This is a genomic window from Pseudomonas sp. 06C 126, from assembly GCF_001855215.1.
Lineage (GTDB): Bacteria > Pseudomonadota > Gammaproteobacteria > Pseudomonadales > Pseudomonadaceae > Aquipseudomonas > Aquipseudomonas proteolytica.
Genome location: NZ_MIFU01000089.1, coordinates 32488 through 46796, shown reverse-complemented (window position 1 = coordinate 46796; position 14309 = coordinate 32488). Strand labels below are relative to the sequence as shown.

At 61.3% G+C, this 14309-nt stretch carries 14 protein-coding genes; 7 read left to right on the top strand and 7 right to left on the bottom strand.

Features of this window, described 5'->3' with window-relative positions; all coding sequences use genetic code 11:
- Positions 1–41: 41 nt before the first annotated feature.
- From BHC62_RS16280 to zur, 4 genes are read right to left on the bottom strand one after another with little or no spacing between them, the layout of a single operon-like run.
- On the bottom strand, positions 42–761 hold the full coding sequence (locus tag BHC62_RS16280; protein ID WP_029290339.1) for a PA5502 family lipoprotein: 720 nt from the start codon (positions 759–761) through the stop codon (positions 42–44).
- Between the two features lie 37 nt (positions 762–798).
- A complete protein-coding gene (gene znuB, locus BHC62_RS16275; protein WP_029290341.1) occupies positions 799–1587 on the bottom strand; it encodes a zinc ABC transporter permease subunit ZnuB in 789 nt (262 codons plus the stop codon).
- Positions 1580–2362 (bottom strand): zinc ABC transporter ATP-binding protein ZnuC, encoded by a 783-nt coding sequence (znuC, locus tag BHC62_RS16270; protein ID WP_029290343.1) that lies wholly within the window; start codon positions 2360–2362, stop codon positions 1580–1582. The genes znuB and znuC overlap by 8 nt, the downstream gene beginning before the upstream one ends.
- Positions 2362–2844, bottom strand: coding sequence for a zinc uptake transcriptional repressor Zur (gene zur / locus BHC62_RS16265; RefSeq protein ID WP_029290345.1), 483 nt, complete (start codon positions 2842–2844; stop codon positions 2362–2364). Before zur ends, znuC begins: the two co-directional genes overlap by 1 nt.
- Before the next feature lie 58 nt (positions 2845–2902).
- Between zur and BHC62_RS16260 the strand changes: the two genes are divergently transcribed.
- Positions 2903–3832, top strand: a complete 930-nt coding sequence (locus BHC62_RS16260; protein WP_070995513.1) for a zinc ABC transporter substrate-binding protein ZnuA — start codon at positions 2903–2905, stop codon at positions 3830–3832.
- Positions 3833–4209: 377 nt separating this feature from the next.
- Here the strand turns inward: BHC62_RS16260 and BHC62_RS16255 are convergent, their stop codons facing one another.
- Both BHC62_RS16255 and BHC62_RS16250 read right to left on the bottom strand, forming a co-directional pair.
- A complete protein-coding gene (locus tag BHC62_RS16255) occupies positions 4210–5163 on the bottom strand; it encodes a homoserine kinase (RefSeq protein ID WP_070995512.1) in 954 nt (317 codons plus the stop codon).
- 56 nt (positions 5164–5219) lie between these two features.
- Positions 5220–5510 (bottom strand): DUF2782 domain-containing protein, encoded by a 291-nt coding sequence (locus tag BHC62_RS16250; RefSeq protein ID WP_070995511.1) that lies wholly within the window; start codon positions 5508–5510, stop codon positions 5220–5222.
- A gap of 74 nt (positions 5511–5584) precedes the next feature.
- Here BHC62_RS16250 and polA point away from each other — a divergent pair, with 74 nt between their 5' ends.
- Entirely contained in the window at positions 5585–8386 is a 2802-nt protein-coding gene (polA, locus tag BHC62_RS16245) for a DNA polymerase I (protein ID WP_070995510.1), read from the top strand.
- 269 nt (positions 8387–8655) lie between these two features.
- Here the strand turns inward: polA and yihA are convergent, their stop codons facing one another.
- The gene (gene yihA, locus BHC62_RS16240) at positions 8656–9297 is read right to left on the bottom strand and encodes a ribosome biogenesis GTP-binding protein YihA/YsxC (protein WP_029290354.1); all 642 of its coding nucleotides are present in this window, start codon (positions 9295–9297) and stop codon (positions 8656–8658) included.
- Between the two features lie 192 nt (positions 9298–9489).
- Here yihA and BHC62_RS16235 point away from each other — a divergent pair, with 192 nt between their 5' ends.
- From BHC62_RS16235 to BHC62_RS16215, 5 genes are all read left to right on the top strand, one after another.
- Positions 9490–9780 (top strand): cytochrome c5 family protein, encoded by a 291-nt coding sequence (locus BHC62_RS16235; protein ID WP_029290357.1) that lies wholly within the window; start codon positions 9490–9492, stop codon positions 9778–9780.
- Positions 9781–9826: 46 nt separating this feature from the next.
- Positions 9827–10447, top strand: a complete 621-nt coding sequence (locus BHC62_RS16230; protein WP_070995509.1) for a cytochrome c — start codon at positions 9827–9829, stop codon at positions 10445–10447.
- Between the two features lie 187 nt (positions 10448–10634).
- Positions 10635–11270 carry a thiol:disulfide interchange protein DsbA gene (gene dsbA, locus BHC62_RS16225; RefSeq protein WP_070995508.1) on the top strand — a complete coding sequence of 212 codons (636 nt, stop codon included), beginning with the start codon at positions 10635–10637 and terminating at the stop codon, positions 11268–11270.
- A gap of 10 nt (positions 11271–11280) precedes the next feature.
- On the top strand, positions 11281–12159 hold the full coding sequence (locus tag BHC62_RS16220) for an endonuclease/exonuclease/phosphatase family protein (protein ID WP_070995507.1): 879 nt from the start codon (positions 11281–11283) through the stop codon (positions 12157–12159).
- Positions 12156–14237, top strand: a complete 2082-nt coding sequence (locus tag BHC62_RS16215) for a diguanylate cyclase (protein WP_070995506.1) — start codon at positions 12156–12158, stop codon at positions 14235–14237. The genes BHC62_RS16220 and BHC62_RS16215 overlap by 4 nt, the downstream gene beginning before the upstream one ends.
- Positions 14238–14309 lie beyond the last annotated feature (72 nt).

Here is a 14309-nt window from a genome sequence, read left to right as displayed (position 1 = left end):
AATGTATTCCAATGTGGGAGCGGGCTTGCCCGCGATTGGCGTCAGTCGGCTTTACGCGGAATCAGCACAACCTGCGCCGGAATATGCTTGAGGATCTGCCGGTGAATCTTCAGGTCATACCCTGAATCTATCCGCTTCACTCGTTTGCTCAGCAGCGTGTTCAGCCACGGGTAATCCTCGGTGCGGGGCACCTGGATGCTCACATCACACTGGTAATTCACCACGTCGGTGGCGATGGCATCCAGTTGATGGCGCAATTGCTGAATATCCGTGAGGTTCAGCGCAACCGTGGTGCTTTCGGCGGCGGGGTCGATGACCTTGGCCGGTGGCTTGGCTTCGGCGGCCTTGAGGGCGGCTTCGGCTTTATCCAGCTCGGCTTTGCGCGCGTGAGCGATGGCGCTGTTGACTCCGCCCGTGAGCGCTGGCGCCTTGGGCATCAAGGCCCGGGCACGGCTCAAGGCAGTGGCCGCGGCGTTGACATCACCTTTTTGCAGGACGATCTGGCTGCGCTGCAGATAGGCCTCGGCCAGCTGGCGCTGATAAGGCTCCAGTGCCGGATCGTCGGGCGATTGGGCCTGCAGGGCGGCGAGTTGGTCTTCGGCGGTGGCCAGCTCGCTGCTGGCCAGGTTTTGTTCCAGCTGTGCAATGGCCGCAGCGCGCGCGTCCGGAACCTCGGGGGCGACGGGCGGGGTGCTTTGGCAGGCGCCCAGCAGCAGGGAAAATGCGGCAAGGAGCAGATAACGGGAGGTGAACGGCTTCATTCCTGCGACTCTCTAATTGCGCAAAAAGCGAGCAAGTCTACACCCCTCGACGGGGCAGGACAAAACTCAGCAGAAACAGTGCGGCGGCCGTGACCACAATCGACGGCCCGGCCGGGGTGTCCTTGAACCAGGACAGCGCCAGGCCACCACACACGGCAAGCATCCCCAGCAAACTGGCGCCGACCGCCATCTGTTCCGGTGAACGTGCATGACGCTGGGCGGCGGCGGCGGGGATGATCAACAGCGACGTGATCAACAATACGCCGACAATCTTCATTGCGACAGCAATCACCACGGCGATCAGCAACATCAGGGTCATGCGCAGCGCCGGCACGGGCAAACCTTCGACGGTGGCCAGTTGTTCGTGCACGGTAATTGCCAGCAACGGTCGCCACAGGGCCACCAGCAGGATCAATACCGCCGCGCTGCCGCCGAGAATCCAGGCCAGGTCCGTGGGGCTGATCGCCAGCAGGTCGCCGAACAGGTAGGCCATCAGGTCGATACGCACTTCATGCATAAAGCTCAGGACCACCAGGCCGAGGGACAGGGTGCTGGGTGCGAGGATCCCCAGCAGCGTGTCCGAAGCCAGGGGCTGGCGCTGTTGCAGGGTCACCAGCAGCACGGCGAGCAGCAGGCAGCCAACGGTCACGGCGATGGTCGGGCTGACGTCCAGCAAAAAGCCCAGGGCTACGCCGAGCAGGGCCGCGTGGGACAAGGTGTCGCCAAAGTAGGCCATGCGCCGCCAGACCACGAACGAACCCAGCGGGCCCGCCACCAGCGCCAAAGCCAAGCCTGCAAGCAGGGCGTAGAGCAGAAAATCAGCCATGCTTGCAGCTATCTCCGTGGACGTGGGTATGGGGAGCCGGATCGGCAACCACGGCGCCATGCAGGTCATGGGCGTGGTCGTGATGGTGGTGGTAAATCGCCAGGCTCTGGGCGTTCTTGCCGAACAGTTCGACGAAGGCCGGGTCGCCGCTGACCTGCTCCGGATGGCCGGAACAGCAGACGTGGCGGTTGAGGCATACCACCTGGTCGGTGGTGCTCATTACCAGGTGCAGGTCGTGGGAGACCATCAGCACGCCGCAGCCATGCCGGTCGCGCAGGCGGGTAATCAGGCTGTAGAGCTCGGCCTGGCCGGCCACATCGACACCCTGTACCGGCTCATCGAGCACCAGCAGTTCAGGTTCGCGCAGCAGGGCACGGGCCAGCAGGACGCGCTGCATTTCGCCACCGGAGATGCTTTGTACCGGGCTGTCGATGACCTGCTCGGCCCCGACTTCCTTGAGCGCAGCCAGGGCGCGGGCGCGATCCACGCCGGGTACCAGGCGCAAAAAGCGCAGCACTGAAAGCGGCAAGGTCGGGTCGACGTGCAGTTTCTGCGGCATATAGCCGATGCGCAGCTTGGGCTTGCGCCAGACACTGCCGCTGTCGGGCTTGAGCAGGCCCAGCACGGCACGCACCAGGGTGGTCTTGCCGGCACCGTTGGGGCCGATCAGGGTAACGATCTGCCCCGGTTCGACGCTCAGGTGAATGTTGTCCAGCACGTTCTGGCCGGCGAACGTGACGCCGACCTGCTCCAGGCGGATTAGCGCAGTGCTCATCAAGCCCCCTGGCAGCCCGAGCAGATGCCTACTACTTCGACGGTCTGCCCTTCGACTCGGAAGCCCACATCGCCGGCACTCTTGATGATCGCGTCGCTGATGCTTTTTTGCTCAAGCTCGATGGCGGCGTGGCATTCACGGCAGATCAGGAACTGGCCCTGGTGCGCGTGTTCCGGGTGGTTGCAGCCGACAAAGGCGTTTAACGAGGCGATACGGTGTACCAGGCCATTTTCCAGCAGGAAGTCCAGCGCACGGTACACCGTCGGCGGCGCGGCGCGGCGGCCGTCCTGCTCGCTGAGCACGCCGAGAATGTCGTAGGCACCCAGGGGTTTGTGGCTCTGCCACACCAGTTCCAGCACCCGCCGGCGCAGGGCCGTCAGGCGCAGGCCTTGGCGTGCGCACAGGGCGTCGGCCTCTGACAGTGCGTTGTGGACGCAGTGAGAGTGGTCGTGGGGACGGCTGGCAAGCGGTGTTTTAGGCATGAGCGGCGACAGATATTTGTGAGAGACGTTATTATGTTACCCGTTCCTGCTGACTTGAGTGCTCATCGTGTCCCGACTTTTTGCCGTTTTTGTCGTATTTGTCACCAGTTTATGGATTGCCGGGGCTGCCCAGGCCGAGGTTCGGGTGCTGACCAGCATCAAGCCCTTGCAGCTGATTGCCGCCGCTGTGCAGGACGGGGTGGCGGTTCCAGAGGTGTTATTGCCGCCGGGAGCCTCGCCCCATAACTATGCATTGCGACCATCCGACGTACGGCGTGTGCAATCGGTGGATCTGCTGTACTGGATCGGGCCGGACATGGAAGGCTTCCTGCCTCGGGTGCTCAAGGGCCGCAGCTTGCCGACAGTCGCGGTGCAGGAGTTGCCGGGGCTCAAACTGCGTCATTTCGCCGAAGATAATCACTCCCATGGCGAAAAAGCCGACGACCATGATCACGATCATCGTCCGGGAAGCCTGGATGCTCACCTGTGGTTGTCACCGGTCAATGCGCGGGTGATTGCTACAAAAATGGCGGCGGACTTGAGCGCGGCCGATCCGGCCAACGCGGCGCGCTACCAGAGCAACCTGCAGGGGTTCAACGCTCGCCGGGATGCCCTGGATGTGCGCCTCAAGGCGCGCCTGGCGGGTATCGCCGGCATGCCTTACTTCGTGTTCCACGAAGCCTTCGACTACTTTGAAGATGCCTATGGCCTCAAGCATACCGGCGTATTCAGCGTGGCCGCCGAAGTGCAACCCGGCGCCCAGCATGTGGCGGCGATGCGCACGCGCTTGCAGGAAGTGGGCAAGACCTGTGTGTTCAGCGAGCCGCCATTGCGCCCGCGCCTGGCCGAGACCCTGGTGGCAGGCCTGCCGGTGAAACTGGCGGAATTGGATGCCCTGGGCGGCTACACCCCGGCAACCGCTCAAGGCTATGAACAGTTGCTGGAAAAGCTGGGCAATGATTTGGCAGGGTGCCTGGAGTCACTGTAACAGGCGGCATAGAACCCCTGTGGGAGCGGGCTTGCCCGCGATGAGCATAAGTATCTACACAACTTTGCCGCAACGCCTAAATCCAGGCAGATAGCGCAGTTGTGGCGAGCGGGCTTGCCCCGCGCTGGGCTGCAAAGCAGCCCTAAACCCGGCCATCGCGGTTTATCTGGAGAAACGCGGCAAGCTTTTTGGGGCTGCTTCGCAGCCCAGCGCGGGGCAAGCCCGCTCGCCACGGGAGAGTTCGTCAGTTTCTGAAAGTTGTGTAGATACCTATGCCGCGATGAGGGCGTGTCAGTCACCTGATGAGCGCCTGATACACCGCTATCGCGGGCAAGCCCGCTCCCACATAAGCCCACACATGTTGATCGCGTAAAGCGTTAAAGGGCGAGCGGCAGTTGGAGAGTGACCTGCTGGCGCTGCTCCAGCCGTTGCTGGAACTCCACGGGGTCGTGAATCAACACGTCCTGCCCGGCAAATGTCTCGGCCGCAATCAGGCGTGACAGCCAGAACCGCACACAGGCCACGCGCAACATCGTCGGCCACAGTTCGGCTTCCCCAGTGCTGAACGGCCGCAATGCCGCGTAGGCCCCCAGCAGCGCCCGGGCGCGGTGGCCGTCAATCACCCCAGCTTCGTCCGAGCACCAGTCATTCAGGGCAATCGCCACGTCGTACAGCATCGGGCCGGAGCACGCGTTGTAGAAGTCGATCAGCCCGGTCAGGTGGGTGCCTTCGAACATTGCGTTGTCGCGAAACAGGTCGGCGTGAATGTTGGCGCGGGGCAGCGTGAGGATGTGTGCCTTGTGCTGCTGGATTTCATCCAGGGCCGCTTGCAGCAGGCGCTGTTGCTCAGCATCGAGGTGCGAGATCAGTTGCGCACCTTCGTCGAGCATCCAATCCAGCCCGCGATCGGTCTTGCGCTCCAGCACCTTGTCGCCCTGGGTGGCCAGGTGCAGGTGAGCGAGCAGTTCACCCACTTGCACGCAATGCTGAGCGTTGGCGTGCTTGATGTGCTTGCCGGCAAGGCGCGGTTGCAGCAGAGCCGGCTTGCCTGCCAATTCGCGCAGGGCCACGCCGTCGGTGGTGCGCAGGGCGTAAGGCACCGGCAGGTCGGCGTCGTGGAGTACGTCCAGCAGTTCGATGAAGAACGGCATTTCGTCCACGGGGCCGCGCTCAACCAGGGTCAGGACAAATTCGCCCTGCTCCAGGCTGATAAAGAAGTTGGTGTTTTCGCTACCCGCGGCAATCCCCTGGAAATCGAGCAGGCGGCCGAGCCCATAAGGGGCGAGAAAGGTTTCCAGCTCGGGCCGAGCCAGGGGGGTGAACACAGACATGGTTAAAACTGCCATTACGGGCGCCACGGGCCGCAGCGCCGATTGAAATTAAGAAATCATTTCCATTCGAAGATCTTCCATGAAGGGATCAGCATATCCGGCTGGTCCGAGCGGATGAAGTTTGCATCGGTTCCGTCCGCGCGCACCAGGAAATACGGGGGCGCGTCTTTCGGGGTAATCTTGATGGCATACAGGAAGCCATTTTGGCGGTATTCCTGGATGGTCTTGTCGCCTTCCGTGCGAATGGTGACTTGCGGGTCCCCCGAGGGAGCGTCGTCTGCCGCCATGGCAGCCATCGGAGCGAGTGCAATCAAGCCGGTCAACAGCAGGCGATTGAATGTGCGCATGATAACCTTGTCCCTTTGTTGTCATTGGTCCGGCTATTCTAGCGCCTGACCCGCCGAAAAGGTTGATCCTGCTCATGAGCCAAGCCCCCCTCGTCCTGGTGGACGGTTCTTCATATCTGTACCGCGCCTTCCACGCGCTGCCGCCGCTGACCACGTCCAAAGGCCTGCCGACTGGTGCGGTCAAGGGCGTGCTGAACATGCTCAAAAGCCTGCGCAAGCAGTACCCGGACAGCCCGTTCGCTGTGGTGTTCGACGCCAAGGGTGGGACATTTCGCGATGACATGTACGCCGAATACAAGGCCAACCGCCCGAGCATGCCCGATGACATGCGCGTGCAGATCGAGCCGCTGCACCAGAGCGTAATTGCCCTGGGCTTCCCGCTGCTGTGCGTCGAAGGCGTTGAAGCGGACGACGTGATCGGCACCCTGGCCCGCAGCAGCGCGGCCGCTGACCGCCCGGTGGTGATCTCTACCGGCGACAAGGACATGGCGCAATTGGTCGATGGGCACATTACCTTGGTCAACACCATGACCGGTAGTGCGATGGACATCGACGGCGTTAAGGAGAAATTCGGCGTCGCTCCCGAGCAGATCATCGATTATCTGGCGCTGATGGGCGATTCCTCCGACAACATCCCTGGCGTTCCGGGGATTGGTCCTAAGACTGCTTCGGGCTTGCTGGTGGGTGTGAACGGCGGCCTGAAAGAGCTTTACGAGCAGCTCGACATTGTCCCGACCTTGCCGATCCGTGGGGCCAAGACCCTGCCGGCCAAGTTGGAAGAACACAAAGAGATGGCATTCCTGTCCTACCAGTTGGCGACCATCAAGGTCGACGTGCCACTGGAGGTTGGCCTGGAAGACTTGCACTTGATCGAGCCTGATCGTGAAAAGCTGCTGGAGCTGTACACCCTGCTGGAGTTCAAGAGCTGGATCGATGAGATTCAGCGCGATGCCAAGCGGGTCGAGCTTAAAGCGGCTGCCGACGTAGCGCCGGTGCAGCCTTCGGCTGAGCCTGAGGCCGCAAAGACGCTGGCCCCGGTCGAAGCGCAGTACGAAACCATCCTCGACCAGGCCCGTTTTGACGTGTGGCTGAAGAAGCTCAATGACGCCAAGCTGATTGCCTTCGATACCGAAACCACCGGCGTCGATGCCCAGCAGGCGCAGCTGGTAGGGGTTTCGTTTGCCGTACAGGCCAATGAAGCGGCCTACATTCCGCTGACCCATTCCTACATCGGCGTACCCGAGCAACTGGACCGCGATACGGTACTGCTGGCCTTGAAGCCGCTGCTGGAAGACCCGCAAAAGCTCAAGGTGGGCCAGCACGCCAAGTTCGACATGAATATCCTGGCCAATTGCGCCATCGGTGGCGACCCGGCACACGGCATCACCGTGCGCGGCATCGCCTTCGACACCATGCTCGAATCCTATGTGCTGAACTCCACCGCGACCCGTCACGACATGGACAGCCTGGCCAAGAAGTACCTGGAGCATGACACCGTCAGCTTCCAGGACATTGCCGGCAAGGGCGCCAAGCAACTCACGTTCGACCAGATCCCCCTGGAACAGGCAGGCCCCTACGCGGCTGAAGATGCCGATGTGACACTGCGCCTGCACTTGGCATTGCACGCACAACTCGCTGCGCTGCCGAGCCTGGCCAGTGTGTTGACGGATATCGAGATGCCGTTGGTGCCGGTGCTGGCGCGGATTGAGCGCCAGGGTGCCTTGGTCGATGCCGCGCTGCTGGGCGTGCAAAGCATTGAACTGGGTAACAAGATGGTGGAACTGGAGCGCCAGGCGTATGAGATCGCCGGAGAGGAGTTCAACCTCGGTTCACCCAAGCAGTTGGGGGCGATCCTCTACGAAAAACTCGGGCTGCCGGTATTGAAGAAAACCGGCAAGGGCCAGGCCTCGACCGCCGAGGAAGTCTTGGCCAAGCTGGCTGAAGATGACTTCCCACTGCCTAAGGTACTGATGCAGTACCGCAGCATGAGCAAACTCAAAAGCACCTACACCGACCGCTTGCCAGAGCAGATCAACCCACGTACCGGGAGGATCCACACCTCTTACCACCAGGCCGTGGCGGCCACCGGGCGCTTGTCGTCCAGTGATCCGAACCTGCAGAACATCCCGGTGCGCACCGCCGAAGGCCGGCGGATCCGCCAGGCATTCGTCGCGCCCAAGGGCTACAAGTTGCTGGCGGCGGACTATTCGCAGATCGAACTGCGGATCATGGCGCACTTGTCCAAGGACGAGGGCTTGCTGAACGCGTTCCGCGACAACCTCGATGTGCACACGGCCACGGCGGCCGAGGTGTTCAAGGTCGAGTTGGGCAAGGTCACGTCCGATCAGCGCCGCAGCGCCAAGGCGATCAACTTCGGCCTGATCTACGGTATGGGCGCGCAGAAGCTGGGCAAGGATATCGGTGTCGATACCAAGACCGCCAAGGCTTATATCGATGTGTACTTCGCCCGCTACCCAGGCGTACGCGAGTATATGGAGCGCACCCGCGCCCAGGCTTCCGATCAGGGGTACGTGGAAACCCTGTTCGGGCGCCGGCTGTACCTGCCGGACATCCACTCCAACAAACCCCAGGAGCGCGCGGGCGCCGAACGTACCGCGATCAACGCGCCGATGCAGGGTACGGCCGCCGATATCATCAAGAAAGCGATGGTCAAGGTTGATAACTGGCTGACGGAGTCGGGGCTGGATGCCAAGGTCATCCTGCAGGTGCACGATGAATTGGTGGTCGAGGTCCGTGAAGACCTGGTGGCCGAAGTCAGCGAGAAGATTCGTGAGCACATGAGTGGTGCTGCGAAACTGGATGTGCCGCTGCTGGTTGAGGTTGGAGTGGGTAACAACTGGGACGAAGCCCACTGATCACAGGGCGTTGCTGCGGCATCAAGTCGCAGCGACGCCTATAGATCGGAAACTGCCGACAGTTATTTCCAATAGTTTTTCCGGGCACCGGAACTTAACCCATGAAAAGTCACTCAGAGTTACTGAATGGGTGGTGAAGCCCTTCAATGCTCCTATGTTGTGTTAAGTGTTGGCAGATATCTGGACCCCGCCCTAGCGGTCCGGAGTACTTAGATCCCGAACTTCCCCTCCCCATACGAAGTTCGGGATTTTTTTTGCCCGCAACAAAGTCACTCGGCGATTTCTGTGCCCTTGTCGGCCAATTCCATCCAGCCTGCCAGTACGGTATAGGCGTCTTCCAGGCCCATGCGCTTGGGCGCCGAGAACAGCTGGATCGTGATCGCATCACCCCAACCCTTACGGATTTCGGCCTGCACTTTGAGCAAGGTGTTCTTGGCGGCGCCGTAGGTCAGCTTGTCGGCCTTGGTCAGCAAAATGTGCATCGGCATGCCGCTGGCAACCGCCCAATCGAGCATCAGCAGGTCGAAATCGGTCATTGGATGACGGATGTCCATCATCAGGATCAGACCTTTCAGGCTTTCGCGGCCACCCAGGTAGGCTTCCAGGTGACGCTGCCAGTGCAGCTTCAGTGGGATAGGTACTTTCGCGTAACCGTAGCCCGGCAGGTCGACCAGACGCCGATCATCGTCTAGCTTGAAGAAGTTGAGGAGCTGTGTGCGACCTGGGGTTTTCGAGGTACGAGCCAGGCTGGCATGGGTCAGGGTGTTGAGTGCGCTGGACTTGCCAGCGTTGGAGCGCCCGGCGAAGGCCACTTCAAAGCCTTCGTCGTCGGGGCATTGGTCGACTTTGGCGGCGCTGAGCATGAAGGTGGACTGTTGGCACAGACCGAGGATGGGGTTCTTGAGTTGCATGGGATTTCCGATGTGGGCGGTGCCGGGAATGGGTGCGGCAAGTAGTGTCGTTCCCGTTTCAGTAGCGCCAGTATATAATGCCGCAGATTTTGTGTGTGCTTTGTCCCAGCGAAGGATGAAGTTCACGGGAGCGATAGACCTTTATTGCGCATTAGAACGCATAACGCTTCCAAACCCTGAAAAGGTCGACGTATGACCAAGTGGCTGCTAGCTGTCGGTGTCCTGGTACCACTTTACAGTGCGCAGGCTACACAGGATCCGGAAGCTATGTACAACCGCGTTTGCGCGGCTTGCCATGCCGGACAGCTGCCAACGGCCCCCAAGCGGGGTGACCAGGCAGCCTGGGCGCCGAGACTGGCGCAAGGCATGGATACGCTGGTGCAGCACGTGACCCAGGGTTTCAAGGCGATGCCGCCGCGTGGTTTGTGCATGGAATGCCGTGCCGAGGATTACCAGGCCATCATTATTTTGATGAGCGAGTAGACCCGGTTCATAACTCTATAACCTTTAGCCGTAATTGGATTAGCTGATGAACAAATTGATCGTGAGTCTGCTGTTGACCTTGGGCATCACTGGTGTTGCCCATGCTGCAGGTGACGCTACTGCTGGCCAGACAAAGGCCGCCGTATGTGGTGCCTGCCATGGACCGGACGGCAACAGCCCGGCACCCAACTTCCCAAAACTGGCGGGCCAGGGTGAGCGTTACCTGACCAAGCAGATGCACGACATCAAGGATGGCAAGCGAACGGTATTGGAAATGACCGGCATGCTGACCAACCTCACCGATCAGGATCTGGATGATATCGCCGCATATTTCGCCAGCCAGACCGGCAGCGTGGGGGCTGCCGATAAAGCGTTGGTCGAGCGCGGCGAAGCAATCTTCCGTGGCGGCAACCTGGAAAAAGGCCTGCCTGCCTGTACCGGCTGCCACTCCCCGGATGGTTCGGGTAACGCTGCAGCGGGCTTCCCGCACCTGGGTGGCCAGCACGCCCAGTACATTGCCAAGCAACTGACGGATTTCCGCAAGGAAGACCCTAAAGTCGGTCGAAGCAACGATGGCGATGCCATGACCATGCGCACCATCGCCCGCAAACTGAGCGACGAAGACATTGCTGCGGTATCCAGCTACATCCAGGGCCTGCATAAGTAAGGCGCGGATGGCCTGACGTTGCCTGGGCAACGTTAACGCTCGATTAATCTGTCGATGCAAGCATAAAAAGGGTGGCTTAGGCCGCCCTTTTTTGTGGTCGCTACCGTTACACTAACGAACTCATGCCCGTGTAGACCTGTCATAAAAAAGGTCGCGCGAGGCGACTTTATTTGTCCAGGAGTAAAGCATGCGTAATCTGATCCTCAGCGCCGCTCTCGTCACTGCCAGCCTGTTCGGCATGACCGCCCAAGCCGCCGACGTGCCGCTTGAAGCGGGTAAGACCTATGTTGAATTGGCCAATCCGGTACCGGTTTCCGTGCCGGGCAAGATCGAAGTCGTAGAGCTGTTCTGGTATGGCTGCCCGCATTGCTATTCCTTTGAGCCAACCATCAATCCCTGGGCCGAGAAGCTGCCGTCGGATGTGAACTTCAAGCGTATCCCAGCCATGTTCGGCGGTCCTTGGGACGCCCACGGCCAGATGTTCCTGGCCCTGGAAGCCATGGGTGTGGAGCATAAGGTCCACAGCGCGGTATTCGAAGCGATCCAGAAACAAGGCAAGCGCCTGACCAAACCTGACGAAATGGCCGACTTCCTCGCCACCCAGGGCGTAGACAAGGACAAGTTCCTCGCCACCTTCAACTCCTTTGCCATCAAGGGCCAGATCACGAAGGCCAAGGAACTCGCACAGAAATACGGCGTGCAAGGCGTTCCAACCCTGATCGTCAACGGCAAATACCGCTTTGACATCGGCTCCACCGGTGGTCCTGAAGCGTCCCTCAACGTCGCTGACCAGTTGATCGCCAAAGAGCGCGCAGCCAAGTAAGGGGCTCGCCATGCGTCGCTGGGGTACAGAACGCGTCGTTGGCCTGCATGATCCGCAGGTCAACGAACACCATCTCCCGTCCACCGGCCTGCCGGCGGACAGCCGGCTGCGCTTGCTGAGCTTCAATATCCAGGTTGGCATCAGCACCGAGAAGTACCGTCATTACCTGACCCGTGGCTGGCAGCATTTGCTGCCCCACACGGGGCGGGCCGGCAATCTGCAAAAGATTGGCGACCTGCTCGGCGACTTCGACCTGGTGGCGCTGCAGGAGGCCGATGGCGGCAGCCTGCGTTCGGGCTACATCAATCAGGTCGAGCATCTGGCCCAGCTCGGTGCATTCCCCTACTGGTACCAGCAACTCAATCGCAACCTCGGTCGTTTGGGCCAGCACAGCAATGGTGTGCTCAGCCGCTTGAAGCCGTGGGCGATCGAGGATCACCCGCTGCCCGGCCCAAAAGGGCGTGGGGCAATTCTCGTGCGTTTTGGCGAAGGGCCCGAGGCGCTCGTGGTGGTCATGATGCACCTGGCGCTGGGGGCGCGTACCCGGACCATGCAGTTGGCCTATATCCGTGAGCTGATTGGCGATTACAAACACCAGGTGCTGATGGGGGACATGAACACCCACGCCAGTGACCTGTTGGAGAATTCTCCGTTGCGCGACCTCGGGCTGCTGGCGCCACAGGTCGAAGCCACTTTCCCCAGCTGGCGCCCGCAACGTTGTCTTGACCACATCCTGTTAAGCCCGACCTTGACCCTGGAAAGCGTGCAGGTACTGGCCCAGCCCATTTCCGATCACCTGCCGGTCGCGGTAGAGATTCGTCTGCCGGGTTCGCTCACGGCTGATGCATTACCCGCGTTGAGCCCCGGCCCTCGCGGATCCCTTGCATGAGCGACGAAGCCCAGCGCTGGAAAGAGAAATACCTGTTAAGCATCGAGCAACAAGAAAAGCTCGAACGCCGTTGGGCTGCGCGCCTCGACTTGCTGCGCCGTGGGCTGGTGCGCAGCACGCTGGCGGCCGAAGGCACGGACCGGGCGGTCGACCAGTGTATGAAAGAGATGCGCGATGTGGTGCGCAGCGATGACATGGACGCCGCGCTCGCCGCCCTGTTGCCACGCCTGGAAAAGGCCGTACTGGACTCCGAGCAGCGCCGTGAAACGCGGGTTGATCAGATCAGTACGGCGCTGACCGCGCTGGTTGCGCAACTGCAGGCGCTGCCCTTGCCGCGGGAAGTCAGCCGCCCGCTGAAGAGTTTCGCCAAGCAGTTGGACAGCCGCGTCGGCCAGGCGCGGGAAATCCCCCTGCTGCTCAGTGAGTTGAGCGGGCTTCAAGGGCAGGCCCTGAGCAATCTTGAGTCGGATGACGAACCTGCTCGGCCAGGCCTGTTGCAGCGCCTGTTTGGTGGCAAGGAGGTGGGTACGGAGGTAGCGCCGGTTGAGCCTGCTGTTCCCCCGGTCTCCCGGCCAGCCCCTGCGGTAGAAACCAGTCCGGCCGCCCAGGCCGTTGAGGATGCGCCCGAGCTGGCACAGGCGCTGCGTGCTTTTGCACCTCAAGCACAGGCACCGCAGCAGCCAGTGCCGGAGGCTGCGTCTGCGGCGCTGACCGTTGCGCCCGAGATTGATATCGAGGAGCGCGTGGCAGCACCGCCGCAGGCTGCTGCGACCCGGTTATTGCCCGTTGAGATGCCTGCCGCGGTAGTGGAAACACTGGAGCCGCGCCAGCCCGCCGAAGTCATTCTCGCCCCGCCGCCTGAACCTGCGCTTGCAGTGGTTGCGGCGCCCCAGGCCCTGCCAGAGGCGCCGCAACCGACGGCGATCGGCAGCCTGTCGTTGCCGCCGGTGCTGGAGGATGAATCGGCAGAGGTTGACCCTGACGCGATGGATGGCGAGGTGCTGTACGCCCTGCCCGACTCGCCTGAGCCATCCTACAGTTCCGTCGCCAAGCATATCGAAGACACCCTGCTCGGCCTGTTGGGCGACCTCGACCTGCCCGAGCACCATCGACCCCAGGCCGAAGCCATGCGCGAACGCCTGGCCCATGGGTTGAACTGGTACGAACTGCTGCCGATCCTCGATGACCTGGCGGTATTGATGCTGGCTATTACCGATAGCGGCCAGCATGAATTCGAGGCCTACCTCAAGCGTCTCAACGAGCGGCTGGAGGCCTTCCAGAGCAATCTGCAAGCGGCCAGCGACGGGCACGCCGACAGCCGCAGCGCCGCGCGCGAGATGGATACGCAAATCCGTGAGCAGATGGATGGCTTGCAAAGCAGTGTCCAGGAAGCGGCTGACCTCGATGACCTCAAGCAAGTGTTGGAGAGTCATCTTGAGGGGCTGCTGGGCGCCATGGACGAGCATCAAAAGCAGCGTGACCAGCGCGAACATGAAGTGGCCGCACGGCTGCAGGGCTTGGCCGAGCGCGTGGCGAGCATGGAGCAGGAGGCCCAGGGTTATCGTGATCATCTCGAGGTCCAGCGCCAGAAAGCGCTGATCGATCCGCTCACCGGCTTGCCCAATCGTGCGGCCTGGAGCGAACGCCTGGAGTACGAGGTCAATACCTGGCATCAACAGGGCAACAGTCTGTCACTGGCGATGCTGGACCTTGACCACTTCAAGCGCATCAACGACAGCTACGGCCATTTGGCGGGCGACAAGGTGTTGAAGATCATCGCCAATGTGTTGAACAAACGCCTGCGGCCGACGGACTTCATCGCGCGGTTTGGCGGTGAGGAGTTTGTCCTGCTGATGCCGGATTCGGCGCTGGGCGATGCGCTGGAACTGGGCGAGCGCCTGCGGGCAGCGATCGAGGCGTGCCCGTTTCACTTCAAGGGCGAGCGGGTGACCATCACCATGTCCATCGGCATGGCGCAGTTTCAGCCGGGCGAGCGTAGCGACCTGGCACTCAAGCGTGCAGACGAAGCCTTGTATCGGGCCAAGGCGGCGGGACGCAATCAGGTGCAGGCGGCCTGAAAAGTTGTTCCATTTTGTAAGCCTGCCGCGGAACGGCAAACGGTACGTTACACTGTTGCATTATCGTTATTA